Here is a 16,831-nt window from a genome sequence, read left to right as displayed (position 1 = left end):
TCAGATCGCTGCGCCGAGTTGGAAGATGGGCAGGTACATCGCAACAACGAGGCCACCGACAATAACACCCAGCACCACCATGATGAACGGCTCCATCAGGCTGGTGAGGTTGTCGACCATATTGTCCACTTCATCCTCGTAGAAGCTCGCGACCTTATCGAGCATGTCGTCCAGTGCACCGGATTCTTCGCCAATGGCCGTCAGCTGGATCGCCATGCTGGGAAAGATGCCGGAGGTGCGCATTGAGAAGTTCAGCTGCATACCGGTCGACACGTCCTGCTTGATGCGCAGCACCGCACGCTTGAACACGATGTTGCCGGTTGCGCCAGCCACCGATTCCAGGGCCTCGACCAGTGGCACGCCGGCGGCGAACGTGGTCGACAGGGTACGGGCGTAACGGGCCACGGCAGACTTGTACATCAACGTGCCGATCAGCGGCAGCTTCAGCAGCCAGGTGTCCATCCGGTCCCGAAAGGCCTGGGATGTTTTGATGGCGTGGCGCATGCCGAAGATGGCGGCGATCAACACGCCAAGCATCATCCACCACCATGCCTGCATGAACTCCGACAAGCCGATGACCATCACGGTGAAGGCCGGCAATTCGGCGCCAAAGCCCTTGAACACCGACTCGAACTGCGGCACCACCTTGACCAGCAGAATCCCGGTCACAATGATCGCCACGAAGACCACTGCCAACGGGTAAGTCATGGCTTTCTTGATCTTGGCCTTGAGGCTTTCGCTCTTTTCCTTATAGGTCGCCACCCGTTCGAGCAGGGTGTCCAGAGCGCCGGCCTGCTCACCCGCGTCCACCAGGTTGCAGTACAACTCATCGAAATACTGCGGCTTTTTGCGCAAGGACGCGGCGAAGCTGTTGCCCGCCGCGACTTCCTGTTTCACCTCGTCCACCAGCTTGCGCATGGCCGGGTTATCGAAGCCTTCGCCGATGATGTCGAACGACTGTAGCAGTGGCACACCGGCTTTCATCATGGTCGCCATCTGCCGGGTAAACAGGGCAATTTCCTGAGTTTTGATGCGTTTGCCGAAGCTGAAAATCGACACGGACTTCTTGCGCACCTTGCCTGGGTTGATCCCCTGCTTGCGCAATTGAGCCTTGATCAGCGCCGGGTTGAGTCCGCTCAACTCGCCGGCCATTGCAGAGCCTTTCCTGTCCGTGCCTTCCCAGGTGTAGACGCTGATTTTTGCTGCTTTGACCGCCATGTTCAGTCCTTGGTAACCCGGTTGATTTCTTCAAGGCTGGTGACGCCTTGCATGGCCTTGATCAAGCCCGAGGTGCGCAAGTCATTAAAATTGTCTTTGCGCATCTGGATGTCGATTTCCAGTGAATTGCCTTCGGCCATGATCAGCCGCTGCAGGTCCGGCGTGTTCTTCACCACTTCATAAATCCCCAGTCGCCCTTTGTAACCGCCGTTGCACTGATCGCAACCGACCGGCTCATAGATTGTGAAAGAACCGATGCGTTCCTCGGGGAAGCCTTCCTTGATCAGCGCTTCGCGGGGAATATCGATGGGTGTCTTGCAGTGGTTGCACAGTTTGCGCGCCAGGCGCTGGGCAATGATCAAGGTGACCGACGTCGCAATGTTGAAGCCCTGAATGCCCATGTTGTGCAAGCGGGTCAGGGTTTGCGCGGCGCTGTTGGTGTGCAGGGTGGAAAGCACCATGTGCCCGGTCTGGGCAGCCTTGATGGCGATCTCGGCGGTTTCGAGGTCGCGGATTTCACCGACCATGATCACGTCCGGGTCCTGACGCAAAAACGAGCGCAACGCCTGGGCGAAATCCAGCCCTTGCTTGGGATTGACGTTAACCTGGTTGATGCCTTCCATGTTGATTTCCACCGGGTCTTCGGCGGTGGAGATGTTGATGTCCACGGTGTTGAGGATATTCAGCCCGGTGTAGAGCGACACGGTCTTGCCCGAACCGGTCGGCCCGGTGACCAGGATCATGCCCTGTGGCTGCTTCAGTGCGGCCATGTACAAGGCTTTCTGTTCAGGCTCGTAGCCGAGGGCGTCGATGCCCATTTGCGCGCTGGACGGGTCGAGGATCCGGATCACCACTTTCTCGCCCCACAGGGTCGGCAGGGTGTTGACCCGGAAGTCGATGGACTTGGTCTTGGACAGGCGCATCTTGATCCGCCCGTCCTGGGGTTTGCGCCGCTCGGAGATGTCGAGGCTGGCCATGACTTTCAGTCGCGCCGCAATGCGGTTGGCCAGTTGGCTCGGCGGCTTGGCGACTTCGCGCAGCATGCCGTCGGTGCGCATCCGCACCCGGTAGGTTTTTTCGTAAGGCTCGAAATGCAGGTCGGAGGAACCGCTCTTGATCGCATCGAGCAACATCTTGTGGACGAAGCGCACCACCGGCGCGTCATCGGCATCCTGGCCGGCAATGGCGTCCTTTTTGTTGTCATCGACCGACTCGATGTCCAGCCCATCAAGGTCAACATCAGCCATGTCTTCCAGGCCGGTGGATTGGCTGTCGAAGAATTTATCGATGGCATCGCTGAGTTTATCGTCCTCCACCAGAATGGCTTCGGTGCTCAGCCCGGTGCTGAACTGGATGTCGTTGATGGCTTGATGATTGGTCGGGTCGGAAACGCCCACGAACAGCTTGTTTCCGCGTCGCCAGAGGGGCAGGGCGTAGTGCTGACGAATCAGTTTCTCGCTGACCAGCCCTCGGGGTTGGGTTTCCTTGTCCAGGCAATTGAGGTCAAGCAGCGCCATGCCGAAATGCTCCGAGGCAATCTCGGCAACCTGTCGGCTCTTTACCAGTTTGTTCTGCACCAGGTAACTGACCAGGGAGATTTTGCTGCGTTGGGCTTGCTGATACACCTGTAGCGCGCTTTGTTCAGTGAGCAGTTCGGCCAGGACCAATTGCTTGGCCAGACCGCTAAGGGCGATGTCATTCATTGGGATACCGGACGCAGACAGTTCATGACTTATAGCCTAGTCAAGGAGCTGAGCCAAACCAGCGGCCGCCAGGTGACAAATAGTGTCAGATAGTGCGGATCCGGGGGGTAGGAAAGGTCTGTGCCTTGGCTTCGCGCCCGGCCAACAGGGGGTGGGGCGCTTGGCACGGGCTGTGCTGAAGCTCATTCAGATCATGAGATTTCGACTCATGCATGGAGCCTGTCTATGAATACTCAAAAAGGTTTTACCCTGATCGAACTGCTGATCGTCGTGGCGATCATCGGGATCCTGGCGACGTTTGCGTTGCCGATGTACTCCAAATATCAAGCGAAGGCCAAAGTCACGGCGGGACTGGCCGAGATTTCTGCGTTGAAAGTGCCATTTGAAGAACTCATGAATAACGGGACCAGCCCGGCGAATGTGGCGGCAATTGGTGGGGTTAGCCCAACGTCAAACTGCACGCTGACAGCGTCCGGTACAGCCGCTGATGGCGCAGGGACCATTGTTTGTACGATCGTTAACGCGCCTGCACCGGTTTTAGGCAAGACGATCACGCTGACACGCTCGACGACGGGCTGGGCTTGCACCAGCACTGCTCAGCAAGACTTCTTGCCTAAAGGCTGCACTGGTGCGGCATAACGCTCAACAAATCTCTTGAAAGCCAAAGCCCTGCCCTAAAAAGCGTAATGCTGTTCACTTAAGCGCGGGCACTCATTTGTGGCGAGGGGATTCAGCGAAACGTCGCACCGCCCCGTTCGGCTGCGAAGCAGTCGTAAATCCACACAACTCGGTCTGTCTGAACGGGCGCAGGGGGCCGCTTCGCAGCCGAACGGGGCGGTGCGACGTTTCGATGAATCCCCTCGCCACAGGTTCTCGCTCGACTGATGATTGTCTTAAGTGAACAGCATTAGCCCTAAAAAGCGGGGCTTTTTGTTGGAATGACACCCTCAATTTCGAAAAGCAAAAAAAACCCCGACAATTCATGGCCTTAGGCCTGCGACAAAACCTGCAAGTTGCATGTAGAGAAACTCGAAGTCTTGCATTTTGCATGATTCCGAAAATCGACATTTTTACTAAGATACTGATTTATAACGATTTATTATCTGTCTCAAAGTTGGCACAGCGTTCGCAATATCTCTGGTAACCCTGCTGACAAGACACGCAGCAGACTTTCTAGAAAAACAGGAGTTACTCGTATGAAGAAGTTCGCTATCGCTGCCGCTACTGCTACCGCGCTGACCCTGACCATGGCCAACGCTGCATTTGCCCAGACCCAGGCGACCCAGGCTCCAATGGTCCTGGCTGCCGGTGAAGTGACCCAAGCCAAAGAAGCTACCTCCGACACTTGGATCACCACCAAAGTCAAAGCAGACCTGGTCACTGAAAAAGGCATTCCTGGTACCGACATCAAGGTTGAAACCAACAAAGGGGTTGTTTCCCTGTCGTCCACTACTGCCGTGACTGATTCCCAGAAAGACGTCGCAGTAGCGATCGCCAAGAAGATCAAAGGCGTCAAAGCGGTCTCCGCTGACGGCCTGAAAGCCGAGTAAGGCAAGACTTCTCGCCTGGACTGGGAGAAGGCGCGGCAGACGGGCTGAGCAATACGCCTGCCGTCTCTGGAGAGTTCATGCGAAAGGCCACAAGGATGTGGCCATTACAGGCCTCTGACATTCGTGTCGGGGGCCTGTTCTATTGTGGGCGCCGCAAAACCAATGTGGGAGTGAGCCTGCTCGCGATGAGGGCATAACATTCAACATCTTTGTTGACTGTTACACCGCTATCGCGAGCAGGCTCACTCCCACATTGAAATGTGCCCACATAAGATTTAAGTGGGTTCAGTTACCGCGTTTGCTGGTGATCTGTTTCAGCCGGTTACCTTCAAACCGCAGGTATTGATACATCCCGCCATTGGGCCCGTAGGTCCATTCCTCGACCTGAAACTCTTCTCGCCGGTTGGCACTGCGCTTGTAGCCCAACAGATCGCGGCTGACCGGTTCACCGCATTTCTGCAGCACTTCGCTGGACCGGTCGCCAACGCTGACCAATTGACTGCCGCAGCGCAGGGTATCGGCCGCCGAGGCCTGACTGGCCGCGAGTGCCAGGGTCAGGCTTATCAGCAATCGTCTGATCATCACTCGGCATCCAGGTGCATCGGCGTTACCACCCGACCGTCACTTTGCGCCTCGCCCAGTTGGGCGTCGATGAAGTAGATGCGGTCGTCGGCCATCTGCGCCTTGTCCACCAGGTAGTCCTTGATGCTGCTGGCGCGTTCCTGGCCGAGCTGGCGCAGCAGCACATCGCTGGAACTCCAGAATTTGATCACGTCTGCGCGCATTTTTGCGGTGCGTTCTTCCTTGCCCAGGTCCTTCCATTCAGCGGGTGGCTGGTTCTTCAGGCGCGTGCGGTAGATCCCTTCCAGCAGCGGACCTTTCTCGCCGTCCGGCACTTGCAGCAATGACGCCTGGGCCGGAACCTTGTCACCGCGCCGCTGGAGCATTTTGTAGTAGTTGTACTGGTATTCGCGTTCAAGCCGTTGCTCGGCAATCAGCGGGCCGTCGCTGCTGGCGGCCACCGTGCCTTCGATTTCCAGGCGCAGGGCCGGACGTTCCTTGAGGGCCTGGGACAGTTTGACCAACGAACCCTCGGCGTCTTTGCTCAGCTCGCTTGAACCCGGTGCAAACGAGACGGTGCCCAAATCTTGCGAACTACCGCCACTGACCAGCCCGCCAATCATTTTGAACGGGGCGGCAGCGGCCTTGACGATCAGGTTGCGCAGGGTCTGCCAGACAATGGGCATGACGCTGAACTGCGGGTTGTTCAAGTCGCCGGTCACTGGCAGCTCGATGGAAATCTTGCCGTCGACGTCCTTGAGCAAGGCGATCGCCAGTTTCAGCGGCAGGCTTACCGCGTCCGGGCTGTCGACTTTTTCACCCAGTTGCAGTTGCTCGACCACCACTTTGTTTTCGGCCTTGAGCTGGCCCTTGGTGATGATGTAATGCAGGTCGAGATTGAGTCGGCCCTTGCGGATGCGGTAACCGGCGAACTTGCCGGAGTAGGGCGTCAGCGTGGTCAATTCCACGCGTTTGAAACTGGTGGCGATGTCGAGGCTGGCCATCGGGTCGAACGGGTTGACCGAACCCTTGATGGTCACTGGCGCGTAGCGGTCGACCTTGCCTTTGATGTCGACAGTGGCCGGTTTCGCCTGGCGGCTGTCGATGGTGCCGATCTGCCCGTTGAGCTGTTGCGCGGCCGTGGCGAAGTTCGGGGTCAGGCTGAAGTCGGCGAAATTCGCCGAACCGTCATTGATGGCAATGCCGCCAACGTGGATGCCCAGCGGTTTTTCCTTGCTGGCGGGTTTGGCCGCCGCCGTCGTCTTGGTGCCAGAGTCGGCCGGTTGCGGGATCAGCAGGTCATCGATGTTGGTGGTGCGGTCATCGTTGATCATGAAGCGCACGTAAGGCTGGAACAGGTTGACCTTGTCGATCGACAGGCTGTCGCCGTGTTGATAGTTCAGGCCTTCGAGCACCAATTGCTGCCACTTGAGAAAGTCACGGGTCTTGAGGGTGTCGAGGGTATGCAACTGATCAACCTGCGCTTTACCGGTGACGCTGAACGCCAATGGCTCGGTGCTTTTCAGATCGACCGCCAGATCACTGCCGAGCATGCCGCTACGCAGTTCCAGGCGAATGAACGGGCTGATGTAGGACTGGGCGACACGCAGGTCGATGTCCTTGGTCTGCACGTTCAATTTGGCGCTGACCGGTGCCAGATTGACCACGCCGTCCGCCATGAGCTTGCCCTGTTTGCCCACGCCGGTATCGAGTTTGAGGTTGAAAGGCGAGCCGTTGAGGCTGTCGAAATTCTGCAGATCGAGGTTCAGCGGGCCAATGTCCAACGCGACGGCGGGTTGCGCTTTGCGATCGGCCAGATGCACCTGGTAATCGCGCAGTTGCACATCTTTGAGCAACACTTGCCAAGGTTTACTTGGCGGCACAGGTTCAGCTTTCGGTGAGTCGGCGGCTGCCGGTGTGCTGGTCGGTTCGGCATCAGCCTTCACGGCTGCCTTGGACGGTTGGCTGGCGAACAGCTTTTGCCAGTCGAGTTGCCCATCGGCTTCGAGGGCGGCCCAGGTTTCGAGTTTCTGGCTGCGGATCTTGCCGACCACCACTTGCTGCTTGGCCAGATCCACGGTGGTTTCACTGACGTCCAGGCGCGCAAGCTTCGCCAGCGGTCGCCCGTCCGGTGCCTTGATATTGAACGGGGCAATGCTGAGGGCGACGTTGCTCAGCAGCAGTTCGGTTTCTTTGGACAGGTTCAGTTTGTAATCGGTGCTCAGATTCAGCTTGCCGTTTTCCAGGTCCAGCGGCACCGAGTCACGCACGTACGGCCACCAGACTTTCATGTTGGCATCGGTGACTTTCAACTTACCTTCAGAGGCGATCGGGATCAGGCTGAAATTGCCGGTCCAGTCGATCTGCCCGCCCGACGGGCCGACCGCCACCAGGGTCATGTCGGCGTTATCTTCCGGCAGCGTGCTGAGGTTCTTCAGCTCGAAGTCGAGTTTGTCGTAGAGAAATTCGATGGGCTCGCTGGGCCGTGCGTCCTGGAAGTGCACATAGCCGTCAGCCAGTTTGATCCGCTCGATGCGTAACGGAAACGGCTTGGCGTCCGGGTCGGCCGGGGTCGGTTCACTGGGGGGTATCTTGAACAGGCCAAGCAGGTTGAGTTTGCCGTCCTTGCCAAACAGGATTTCGGTCTTGGGTTTGTCGATTTCGATATCGGACAGGTGCAGCGCCTTGGTCCACAGGCTGTCGATCTGCAAGTTGGCGTACAGGCGTTCAAAGCCGACCTGTTCTTTACCCGGCTCGCCGATGATCAGGCCCCAGAGGGTCACTTCCAGGCTGAATGGGTTGAGTTCAATCCGCGAAATCGTGGCGGGCATCGTGGCGTAATTGGCCAATTGCTGGTTGGCGACCCGCAACGCGATGCCCGGCAAAATCAGAAACCCCAGCAGGCTGTAAAGGGCCAGAGCAGTCAACAATGCGCCAATAGCGCGAATCAATCCTTTGGGCATGTGTGGCTTCATCTGTCTGAATCGGAGTGCGTTGGAGTATGGCACGCGTTTCCGGTTCCGAAGTGATCGCACTGTTCTGCTTTTTCAGAAAACAGCACCGGAAATTTCCTGCGTGATCAGAGTTGCAGAATCAACGTTTTCAGCGGCGGCTGTTGATCCATCGACGGGAAATCGCCGCCCGGTTTCAACACGGTCCACTCACGCACCGGACGCCCGGCCTTCTCCGCGCAACGCAAAACCTGTTCGCGCCAATCGTCCATGCTGACCTTTGCCAGGTTGTTGCAGCAGATCAGCACGCCGTTGTCGGCGGTGGTCAGCAGCGCGGGTTTGAGCAGGCTCTGGTAGTCGCGCAGCAGGTCGACCGTGCCAAACGCGCTCTTGGCCCAGGCCGGCGGATCGAGCAGCACCAGGTCGTACTGACGCTGTTCAAGGCGTGGGTAACTCGGCAGTTTCTGCCCGCGCCGCTGACTGATCGGCAGCCCCGCCAGTTGGCGGATGGCCGGGAAGTAGTCGGACTGGATGAATTCCATGGCTGGCAACTGCGGGTTGAGCAGGCCGTTTTCACGGCCGACCGCCAGATTGCCCTCGGCGAAATCCAGGTTGCACACCTCGCTTGCCCCGCCGGCTGCAGCACTCAGGCCGACACCACAGGTGTAGGCGAACAGGTTGAGCACGCTTTTGTTTTTGATGTGTTCCTTGACCCAGCCGCGCGTGTTACGCAGGTCGAGGAACAGCAGCGGATCCTGACCGGCGTGACGCCCGCGAACCCTGTAGTTAAGGCCCCATTCGTGGCCAACCAGATCCTGCAGGGCCGCCTCGTCGGCGCGGTAAACGGTGTCTTCGCGATCGATGCGCGAGTTGCCCCGGGAGCGGTCGTTATAGACCAGCAGAGTTTCGAGGCCCAGGTGTTGATTGATGGTTTCGTGCAGTTGCAACAGCGCGTCACGCTCCAGCGACTGGTGGAAGCTTTGCACCAGCAGTTGCGGGCCGTAGCGGTCAATGGTCAGGCCACCGGCGCCTTCCTGGCTGCCGTGGAACAGGCGATAGCAATCGGTACCTTGCTGATGCAGCTCGGCGAGCAGGTCCTGGCGATGATCGAGGGCGGCGCGCAGCGCCTGATTCAAGGAAGACATGCTGGGCGCCTTGCAGGAGGGAATTTGGCGCGGGAGTTTAACAGCATTGCACCTGATCCCGAGCCCCTGATCGTTCCCACGCTCTGCGTGGGAATGCCTCAAATGGACGCTCCGCGTCCGCTATTGGGACGCAGAGCGTCCCGGGCTGCATTCCCACGCGGAGCGTGGGAACGATCAAAAGCGTCAGGTCAACAACCCCATCCGCCGCCTGGCCCGCTGTACCGAGCCATTACGCATTGCCCAGCGCAGCATTGGCGCACTGCGCTTGACGCTGGCGCGGATCAGTTGGCGTTGCAACGGGTTCTGATTGACGCCGAGCATGTCACTGGCCCAGTCCGGCAGCAGATCGATCCCGGCCTGCATCATCAAGCCGCCAAACGGTTTGGCCAAGCGACTGGGGGCGGGCGCATTCAACAGCAGTCGCAGCACCTCGCGACTGCGTTGGTCGCACAACAATTGCGGGCGGATTCGTTCAAGGTAATCAGCGATTTCCTTGCGGCTGCGCGGCACATCGCGGGCGCCCAGGCGTTCGGCAACCCGTGCGATTTCGCCGTAGTAACGGTCCTGATCAATCAATGAAAGGTGCGGATTGCGATAACGCAGATGCGCGGCGAGGAAGTTACTGACCTCGGCCACATGCACCCACGTCAGCAAGTCGGGATCGCTGGCGGCGTAGGGCCGGCCGTCTGGTGCAATGCCGACCACTTGCAGGTGAATAGTGCGAACCTTCTCGATCAGCCAGTCGGCGTCCTTGCTCGAACCGAATGTCGTCCCGGAGATGAACTGACTGGTGCGGCGCAATCGGCCGATCATGTCTTCGCGAAAATTCGAGTGATCCCAAACCCCGGCCAGGGCCAGTGGATGTAGCGCTTGCAGCATCAGCGCGCTAATGCCGCCGATGAGCATGCTGCTGAAATCACCATGGACTTGCCAACTCACCGAATCGGGACCGAACAGGCCGGGATCGCCCTTGGGATTTTCCAGGTCGAGCTTGCCCAATGACAGACCGGTCAGGCTCATGAGCTGGCTTTCGATGCGGGTACGGATGAATTCCATGGCAACTCAGTGGCGAAAATAAAACGCGGCCATTACTGGCCGCGCGGGGCTTATTGGTTCAGGCGTTTGTCGACCAACTCCTGGACGACACTCGGGTCGGCCAGGGTGGAAGTATCCCCCAGACTGTCCAGTTCGTTGCAGGCGATCTTGCGCAGGATACGCCGCATGATCTTGCCCGAACGGGTTTTTGGCAAGGCCGGGGCCCACTGGATCAAGTCCGGTTTGGCGAAGCTGCCGATTTCCTTGCTGACGTGGGCCAGCAGTTCTTTCTTCAGTTCGTCATTGGGCTCGGTGCCGTTCATGGGCGTGACGAAGGCGTAGATGCCTTGGCCCTTGAGGTCGTGGGGATAACCGACCACCGCCGCTTCGGCAATGCTGTCGTGCAACACCAGTGCGCTTTCTACTTCCGCAGTACCGATGCGGTGCCCGGAGACGTTGATCACGTCGTCAATGCGACCTGTGATCCAGTAATCGCCATCCTCGTCGCGCCGCGCGCCGTCACCGGTGAAGTAGTAGCCGGGGTAGGGCTTGAAGTAGGTGTCGACCATGCGTTGCGGGTCGCCATAGACGCTGCGGATCTGCGCCGGCCAGCTGGATTTGATCGCCAGCACACCACTGCCGGCGCCTGTTATTTCCTTGCCCGTTTCATCCAACAACACCGGTTGCACGCCGAACATCGGTTGTGTAGCGCAGCCGGGTTTGATCCGTTGAGCGCTGACCAGCGGGCTGAGCATGATGCCGCCGGTTTCGGTCTGCCACCAAGTATCGACGATCGGGCAACGCTGCTCGCCGACGACGTTGAAGTACCAGTCCCACGCTTCCGGGTTGATCGGCTCACCGACACTGCCGAGTAATCTGAGGCTCTGGCGAGACGTTTCCTTCAACGGTTCCGGGCCTTCACGCATCAGCGAGCGCAGCGCAGTCGGGGCGGTGTAGAAGATGTTGACGTGGTGTTTGTCGATCACCTGCCAGAAGCGCGAACTGCTCGGGTAGCTCGGCACGCCTTCGAAGATCAGCGTGGTCGCACCGTTGGCCAGCGGGCCATAGACGATGTAACTGTGGCCGGTGACCCAGCCGACGTCGGCGGTGCACCAGAAAACTTCGCCATCGCGGTAGTCGAGTACGTACTTGAAGGTCATTGCCGCTTGCAGCAGATAGCCGCCGGTGGTGTGCAGCACGCCTTTGGGTTTGCCGGTGCTGCCGGAGGTGTAGAGGATGAACAGCGGGTCTTCGGCGTCCATGGGTTCTGGCGGGCAATCGTCGCTGACGTCGCGCAGTGCCTGGTGATACCAGAGGTCGCGACCTTCAACCCAGTCCACTTCGCCCTGGGTGCGCTCGACGACGATGACGGTGCTGACGTTCGGGCAACTTTTCAGCGCCTCGTCGACTTTTTGTTTGAGCGGCACAAATTTTCCGCCACGCACACCTTCGTCGGCGGTGATTACCGTGCGGCAGTCGGCGTCGAGAATCCGGTCGCGCACAGAGTCTGGCGAGAAGCCACCGAACACCACCGAATGCACCGCGCCAATCCGCGTGCAGGCGAGCATGGCGTAGGCGGCTTCGGGAATCATCGGCATGTAGATGCACACGCGGTCGCCCTTTTTCACGCCACGGCTTTTGAGCACGTTGGCCAGGCGACAGACGTTGTGATGAAGTTTTTTGTAGGTGATCTGCGCGGATTCGGCGGGGTCGTCGCCTTCCCAGAGGATTGCGATCTGATCGCCGCGTGTTTCCAGGTGACGGTCGATGCAGTTGTAACTGACGTTCAGTTTGCCGCCGGCAAACCAGCTGGCCTCGCCGGTTTTCAGGTTATAGCGCTGGACGGTTTCCCATGGCGTGCTCCAGTCGAGAAAGCGGGAGGCCTGCTCGGCCCAGAAGGTGCTGGGATGGTCGATGGATTGGCGGTAGAGGCGGTGGTAGTCGTCTTGACTCAATTGTGCAGCCCGGCGGACGGCATCGGCTTTGGGGAACGTGCTGATATCGAACATGACGGTTCCTTATTCTTGTTTTGCGACAAGTAATAAAGATGCGCCGAGTAGCGAAAGGGTTCAAGACCCGAGGACAAACACCACCCTGTAGGAGCGAACGGTGCGGCGATCCGACTTGCTCGCGAAGAAGGCGACTCGGTGTATCAGGTACACCGAGTTATCGTTCTTCGCGAGCAAGTCGGATCGCCGCACCGTTCGCTCCTACAGGGATGGCGTTAGCCGCGGTGACGGCCGCGGAAGTAGTTGATCAGGCCTTGGGTGGAGGCATCGTCAGCCGGGGTTTCTTCGCTGCCGACCAGGCGGTTGTAGACGCCTTTGCCCAGTTCTTTACCCAGCTCCACGCCCCACTGGTCGAAGGCGTTGATGCCCCAGACCACGCTTTGCACGAAGACTTTGTGTTCGTACATCGCCACCAGCGCACCGAGACGACGCGGGCTGATGCGCTCGACCACCAAGGTGTTGCTCGGACGGTTGCCCGGGATTACCTTGTGCGGCGCGAGTTTATGCACCTCTTCTTCGCTCATGCCTTTGTCACGCAGCTCGGTTTCGGCTTCGGCAAGGGTTTTACCAAGCATCAGTGCCTGGCTTTGCGACAGGCAGTTGGCGTACAGCCACTGGTGGTGGTCGGAGACCGGGTTGAAGCTGACAATCGGCACGATGAAGTCGGCCGGAATCAGTTGGGTGCCCTGGTGCAGCAACTGGTGATACGCGTGCTGACCGTTGCAACCCACGCCGCCCCAGATCACCGGACCCGTTTCGGTGGCCACTGGTGTGCCGTCCTGACGCACGCTCTTGCCGTTGGATTCCATGTCCAGCTGTTGCAAGTGCTTGGTGATGTTGCGCAGGTAGTGGTCGTACGGCAGGATCGCGTGGCTTTGCGCGCCCCAGAAGTTGCCGTACCAGACGCCGAGCAAGGCCAGCAGCACCGGCATGTTCTGGTCGAATGGCGCGCTCTGGAAGTGCTGGTCCATGGTGTAGGCACCGGACAGCAGTTCCTTGAAGTTCGACATGCCGATGGCCAGGGCGATTGGCAAGCCGATGGCCGACCACAGCGAATACCGACCGCCAACCCAGTCCCACATCGGGAAGATGTTTTCTTCACGGATACCGAACGCCACGGCCGCCGCGTTGTTGCTGGACACGGCGATGAAGTGACGATACAGCTCGGCTTCCGAACCACCCTGAGCCAGGTACCAGGCGCGAGCGGCCTGAGCATTTTTCAGGGTTTCGAGGGTATTGAAGGATTTCGACGAAACAATGAACAGCGTGGTTTCAGCGCGCAGCTTCATGGTCAGTTCGTGGAACTCACTGCCGTCGATGTTCGCCAGGTAATGGCAACGCACGCCTTTTTGGGCGTAGGACAGCAGCGCTTCAGACACCAGCTCCGGGCCGAGAAACGAGCCACCGATGCCGATGTTCACCACGTCAGTGATCGGCTTCTCGGTGTAACCGCGCCACAAGCCGTCGTGGATGCGGCCAACGAGGTCGGTGATCTGGTTCAGCACTTTGTGCACTTCAGGCATCACGTTGACGCCATTGACCGACAGCTTGTCGCCTACCGGGCGGCGCAGAGCGGTGTGCAGGGCCGGACGACCTTCAGATGCGTTGACGATTTCGCCTTCGAACAGCGACTTGATCGCGCCCTTGAGGTCGACTTCGTTGGCCAGGCCCACCAGCAGATTGCGGGTCTCGGCGTTGATCAGGTTCTTCGAGTAATCGAGAAACAGGCCGCAGCTGCTGAGGGTGAATTGAGTAAAGCGCTGCGGATCGGCATTGAAGGCTTCGCGCATGCTGAAATCCTGCATGGCTTGGCGGTGGTCATTCAGCGCTTGCCAGGCGGGCAGAGCGGTAACGTCTTTAGGAGTGCGGTAGTACGCCATCGCTGCGGGTTTCCTTTTTACTTGAACGGCTTTTTTGAACACTGAAAATCCCGGCGCACCGTGGGCAGGCGTCCGGTCAACTGCGTCGACACGATTTCAATGACACAGGGCGAATACAGTAAACCTCGCGCTGCGATCTGTCTTGACTTTGTCTAACACGTTCCCGGTACTTTTTTATACACAAAGCAGGGAACGTTTCGACAAACGGGAAGGGCGACGGTTCGATCAGGCGACCTGAACCGGGATGGCATTGCTGGTGTGGCTCAGTTCATTGCCCGGCGCCATGTAGAGCATGCGCGGCTTGAAGTTGAGCAGCTCGGCTTCGCTGTAATGCGCGTAAGCGCAGATGATCACGCGATCACCGACCTTGGCTTTGTGCGCGGCAGCGCCGTTGACCGAAATCATGCGCGAGCCTTCTTCACCACGAATCGCGTAGGTGGTGAAGCGTTCGCCATTGTCGACGTTATAAATCTGGATCTGTTCGTATTCACGGATGCCGGACAAATCCAGCCATTCGCCGTCTATGGCGCAAGAACCTTCGTAATCGAGTACTGCGTGAGTGACTTCGGCGCGATGCAGCTTGGCTTTAAGCATGATGGCGTGCATGAGTGTTTTCCCAGGTAGGAATCGAACGGCGGGCAGTTTGCCCGAAGGCATAAAGGGCAGCAATAAGGGGGCGAAGCCACGCAGTACCCTGTAGGAGCGAAGCTTGCTCGCGAACGCGTCGTATCAGTCGATGCAAATGTTGAATGTGACTGCCTCTTCGCGAGCAAGCTTCGCTCCTACAGTTATCTGGCGGTGCTTAGGCGGTGGTGTCGAGGCTCAGGTGCAGGTTGTCGATCAACCGCGTGGTGCCCAGGAACGCCGCTACCAGAATCACCAGATCCCGATCCTCCGGGGTCGCCGGGCGCAAGGTTTGCGCATGACGAATCTCCAGGTAATCGGTGCGCAAACCCGCCGCTTCGAGCTGCTTGATCTGTGCGTCGATCAGCGCCGGGAAATCTCGCTCTCCCTGTTTGATCGCCTCGGCCATCTGGCTCAGGACGCGATACACCACTGGCGCAACGGCCCGTTGCTCTTCACTGAGGAAACCATTGCGCGACGACAGCGCCAGGCCATCGGCCGCACGCACGGTCGGTTCGCCAATGATCTGGACCGGCATGTTCAAGTCATGGACCAGGGATTTGATCACCGCCAGTTGCTGGAAGTCTTTCTGGCCGAAGATCGCCAGGTCAGGCTGGACCATGTTGAACAGCTTGCTGACCACCGTCGCCACCCCTTCGAAATGCCCGGGACGGCTGGCGCCGCACAGGCCTTCGGAGAGTTGCGGGACGCTGACGCGGGTCTGGCCGGTCATGCCGTCGGGGTACATTTCTTCAACGGCTGGCGCGAACAGCAAGTGGCAGCCGGCCTCGAGCAGTTTCTCCTGGTCAGCGGCCAGGGTGCGCGGGTATTTGTCGAGGTCTTCGCCAGCGCCGAATTGCAGCGGGTTGACGAAAATGCTCGCGACCACGAAATCCACCCGTTGGGTCGCTTTGGTAATCAGCGCGATATGGCCGCTGTGCAGGTTGCCCATGGTCGGCACGAAGCCGATGCGCTTGCCTTCGTTGCGGGCACGGGCCACGGCGGCCCGCAGTTCGCGTACGGTTTTTACGGTGTTCATGCAGAGAATCCGTGTTCGATCCCAGGGAAGGTTACTGCTTTGACTTCTGTGACGTAGGCGCTGAGTGCAGCTTGAATGCTGGTTTGGCCGTTCATGAAGTTCTTTACGAATTTTGGCACGCGGCCGGTAATGGACAGACCGAGCATGTCGTGCAGAACCAGGACCTGGCCATCGGTGTCACTGCCGGCGCCGATGCCGATCACCGGAATACCCACTGCCTGGGTGATTTCCTGGGCCAGTTCGCTCGGTACGCACTCGAGCAGCAACATGGAGGCACCGGCCTGTTCCAGGGCGATGGCGTCGGCACGCATCTGTCGTGCCTGGTTCTCGCTGCGGCCCTGGACTTTGTAGCCCCCGAGAATGTTCACCGATTGCGGCGTCAGCCCCATGTGCGCGCACACCGGGACGCCACGTTCGGCCAGCAGACGGATCGAGTCCGCGAGCCACAATGCCCCTTCAACCTTGACCATGTGTGCACCGGCCTGCATCAACAGGGCGCTGTTGGTCATGGCTTGTTCGGTGGTGGCGTAGGCCATGAACGGCAGGTCGGCGAGGATCAGCGCATCGGCGTTGCCGCGTTTGACGGCTGCCACGTGGTAAGCCATTTCGGCGGTGGTCACCGGCAGGGTGCTGTCGTGACCTTGCAAAACCATGCCGAGGGAGTCGCCCACTAGCAGCACTTCGACGCCAGCCTCATTGCAGGCGTGGGCGAAGGTCGCGTCATAGCAGGTCAGCATGGTGATTTTTTCACCTTTTTGCTTGAGACCTTGCAGAGTAGTCAGGGTGATGGCTGGCATGAAAAAGTTCCTCATTCAGGCGCTGTGGAAACTACTGCGAGTAACGCGCGTGATTCTTCGTTAAATACAGGCGCACGGTCTGTTGTCGTGCTTTTAAGGCCTGGATTGCGCCCTTCAATGCCGTGTTGGCGGCAGCGGGACGCCTATAGTCGTGAGGAGAACTCGGGAAGTCAATTGCATGTGTTACCGCATTGTTACGCGTGGGGTGTTACCGGGGTAACTGATGCGTTTCAGCAGTCGGGATCTGGCTATGCACTATTTTTGTAGGAGCGAAGCTTGCTCGCGAAAGCGGTGTGACAGTCGACATAAATATTGGATG

Annotated in this window: 13 protein-coding genes; 2 read left to right on the top strand and 11 right to left on the bottom strand. The window is 58.8% G+C overall.

From position 1 onward, the window contains the following. Entirely contained in the window at positions 1-1,218 is a 1,218-nt protein-coding gene (locus ACYZTM_RS10695; RefSeq protein ID WP_131061764.1) for a type II secretion system F family protein, read from the bottom strand. Between the two features lie 2 nt (positions 1,219-1,220). Beyond that, a complete protein-coding gene (gene pilB, locus ACYZTM_RS10690; RefSeq protein WP_461988559.1) occupies positions 1,221-2,921 on the bottom strand; it encodes a type IV-A pilus assembly ATPase PilB in 1,701 nt (566 codons plus the stop codon). A gap of 225 nt (positions 2,922-3,146) precedes the next feature. Between pilB and ACYZTM_RS10685 the strand changes: the two genes are divergently transcribed. Together ACYZTM_RS10685 and ACYZTM_RS10680 are read left to right on the top strand one after the other, a co-directional pair. Beyond that, entirely contained in the window at positions 3,147-3,560 is a 414-nt protein-coding gene (locus tag ACYZTM_RS10685; RefSeq protein WP_131061766.1) for a pilin, read from the top strand. Between the two features lie 557 nt (positions 3,561-4,117). Next, positions 4,118-4,471 (top strand): BON domain-containing protein, encoded by a 354-nt coding sequence (locus ACYZTM_RS10680; protein WP_131061767.1) that lies wholly within the window; start codon positions 4,118-4,120, stop codon positions 4,469-4,471. Between the two features lie 285 nt (positions 4,472-4,756). On the opposite strand, the gene ACYZTM_RS10675 is transcribed toward ACYZTM_RS10680, so the two are convergent. The 9 genes from ACYZTM_RS10675 to panB form a co-directional block, all read right to left on the bottom strand. Beyond that, positions 4,757-5,053: a DUF2845 domain-containing protein gene (locus ACYZTM_RS10675; protein ID WP_131061769.1), complete on the bottom strand. Its 297-nt coding sequence runs from the start codon at positions 5,051-5,053 to the stop codon at positions 4,757-4,759. Then, entirely contained in the window at positions 5,053-7,995 is a 2,943-nt protein-coding gene (locus ACYZTM_RS10670; protein ID WP_131061770.1) for a DUF748 domain-containing protein, read from the bottom strand. Before ACYZTM_RS10670 ends, ACYZTM_RS10675 begins: the two co-directional genes overlap by 1 nt. A gap of 116 nt (positions 7,996-8,111) precedes the next feature. Further along, complete coding sequence (locus tag ACYZTM_RS10665; RefSeq protein ID WP_461988555.1) at positions 8,112-9,128, bottom strand: class I SAM-dependent rRNA methyltransferase; 1,017 nt, start codon at positions 9,126-9,128, stop codon at positions 8,112-8,114. Between the two features lie 183 nt (positions 9,129-9,311). Beyond that, entirely contained in the window at positions 9,312-10,184 is an 873-nt protein-coding gene (locus tag ACYZTM_RS10660; protein WP_131061772.1) for an oxygenase MpaB family protein, read from the bottom strand. Positions 10,185-10,234: 50 nt separating this feature from the next. Continuing rightward, positions 10,235-12,172, bottom strand: a complete 1,938-nt coding sequence (gene acs / locus ACYZTM_RS10655; protein WP_461988552.1) for an acetate--CoA ligase — start codon at positions 12,170-12,172, stop codon at positions 10,235-10,237. A 215-nt stretch (positions 12,173-12,387) separates the two neighbouring features. Beyond that, the gene (gene pgi / locus ACYZTM_RS10650) at positions 12,388-14,052 is read right to left on the bottom strand and encodes a glucose-6-phosphate isomerase (RefSeq protein WP_131061774.1); all 1,665 of its coding nucleotides are present in this window, start codon (positions 14,050-14,052) and stop codon (positions 12,388-12,390) included. A 225-nt stretch (positions 14,053-14,277) separates the two neighbouring features. After that, positions 14,278-14,658, bottom strand: coding sequence for an aspartate 1-decarboxylase (gene panD / locus ACYZTM_RS10645; protein WP_003228271.1), 381 nt, complete (start codon positions 14,656-14,658; stop codon positions 14,278-14,280). Positions 14,659-14,854: 196 nt separating this feature from the next. Continuing rightward, positions 14,855-15,715, bottom strand: a complete 861-nt coding sequence (gene panC / locus ACYZTM_RS10640; RefSeq protein WP_461988550.1) for a pantoate--beta-alanine ligase — start codon at positions 15,713-15,715, stop codon at positions 14,855-14,857. After that, entirely contained in the window at positions 15,712-16,512 is an 801-nt protein-coding gene (gene panB, locus ACYZTM_RS10635; protein ID WP_131061776.1) for a 3-methyl-2-oxobutanoate hydroxymethyltransferase, read from the bottom strand. Before panB ends, panC begins: the two co-directional genes overlap by 4 nt. Positions 16,513-16,831: the final 319 nt, after the last annotated feature.

The organism is Pseudomonas sp. MDT2-39-1, from assembly GCF_054898085.1.
The sequence above is the reverse complement of the archived record's forward strand: the minus strand, read 5'-3'. Positions and strand labels throughout refer to the sequence as shown.

Bases quoted from the DNA above. Each gene is read 5' to 3' on its own strand.
- ACYZTM_RS10670 (WP_131061770.1), bottom strand. From the start codon at position 7,995: ATGCCCAAAGGATTGATTCGCGCTATTGGCGCATTGTTGACTGCTCTG.
- panD (WP_003228271.1), bottom strand. From the start codon at position 14,658: ATGCACGCCATCATGCTTAAAGCCAAGCTGCATCGCGCCGAAGTCACT.
- ACYZTM_RS10695 (WP_131061764.1), bottom strand. From the start codon at position 1,218: ATGGCGGTCAAAGCAGCAAAAATCAGCGTCTACACCTGGGAAGGCACG.
- ACYZTM_RS10675 (WP_131061769.1), bottom strand. From the start codon at position 5,053: ATGATCAGACGATTGCTGATAAGCCTGACCCTGGCACTCGCGGCCAGT.
- ACYZTM_RS10680 (WP_131061767.1), top strand. From the start codon at position 4,118: ATGAAGAAGTTCGCTATCGCTGCCGCTACTGCTACCGCGCTGACCCTG.
- acs (WP_461988552.1), bottom strand. From the start codon at position 12,172: ATGTTCGATATCAGCACGTTCCCCAAAGCCGATGCCGTCCGCCGGGCT.
- panB (WP_131061776.1), bottom strand. From the start codon at position 16,512: ATGCCAGCCATCACCCTGACTACTCTGCAAGGTCTCAAGCAAAAAGGT.
- ACYZTM_RS10665 (WP_461988555.1), bottom strand. From the start codon at position 9,128: ATGTCTTCCTTGAATCAGGCGCTGCGCGCCGCCCTCGATCATCGCCAG.
- ACYZTM_RS10685 (WP_131061766.1), top strand. From the start codon at position 3,147: ATGAATACTCAAAAAGGTTTTACCCTGATCGAACTGCTGATCGTCGTG.
- pilB (WP_461988559.1), bottom strand. From the start codon at position 2,921: ATGAATGACATCGCCCTTAGCGGTCTGGCCAAGCAATTGGTCCTGGCC.
- ACYZTM_RS10660 (WP_131061772.1), bottom strand. From the start codon at position 10,184: ATGGAATTCATCCGTACCCGCATCGAAAGCCAGCTCATGAGCCTGACC.
- panC (WP_461988550.1), bottom strand. From the start codon at position 15,715: ATGAACACCGTAAAAACCGTACGCGAACTGCGGGCCGCCGTGGCCCGT.
- pgi (WP_131061774.1), bottom strand. From the start codon at position 14,052: ATGGCGTACTACCGCACTCCTAAAGACGTTACCGCTCTGCCCGCCTGG.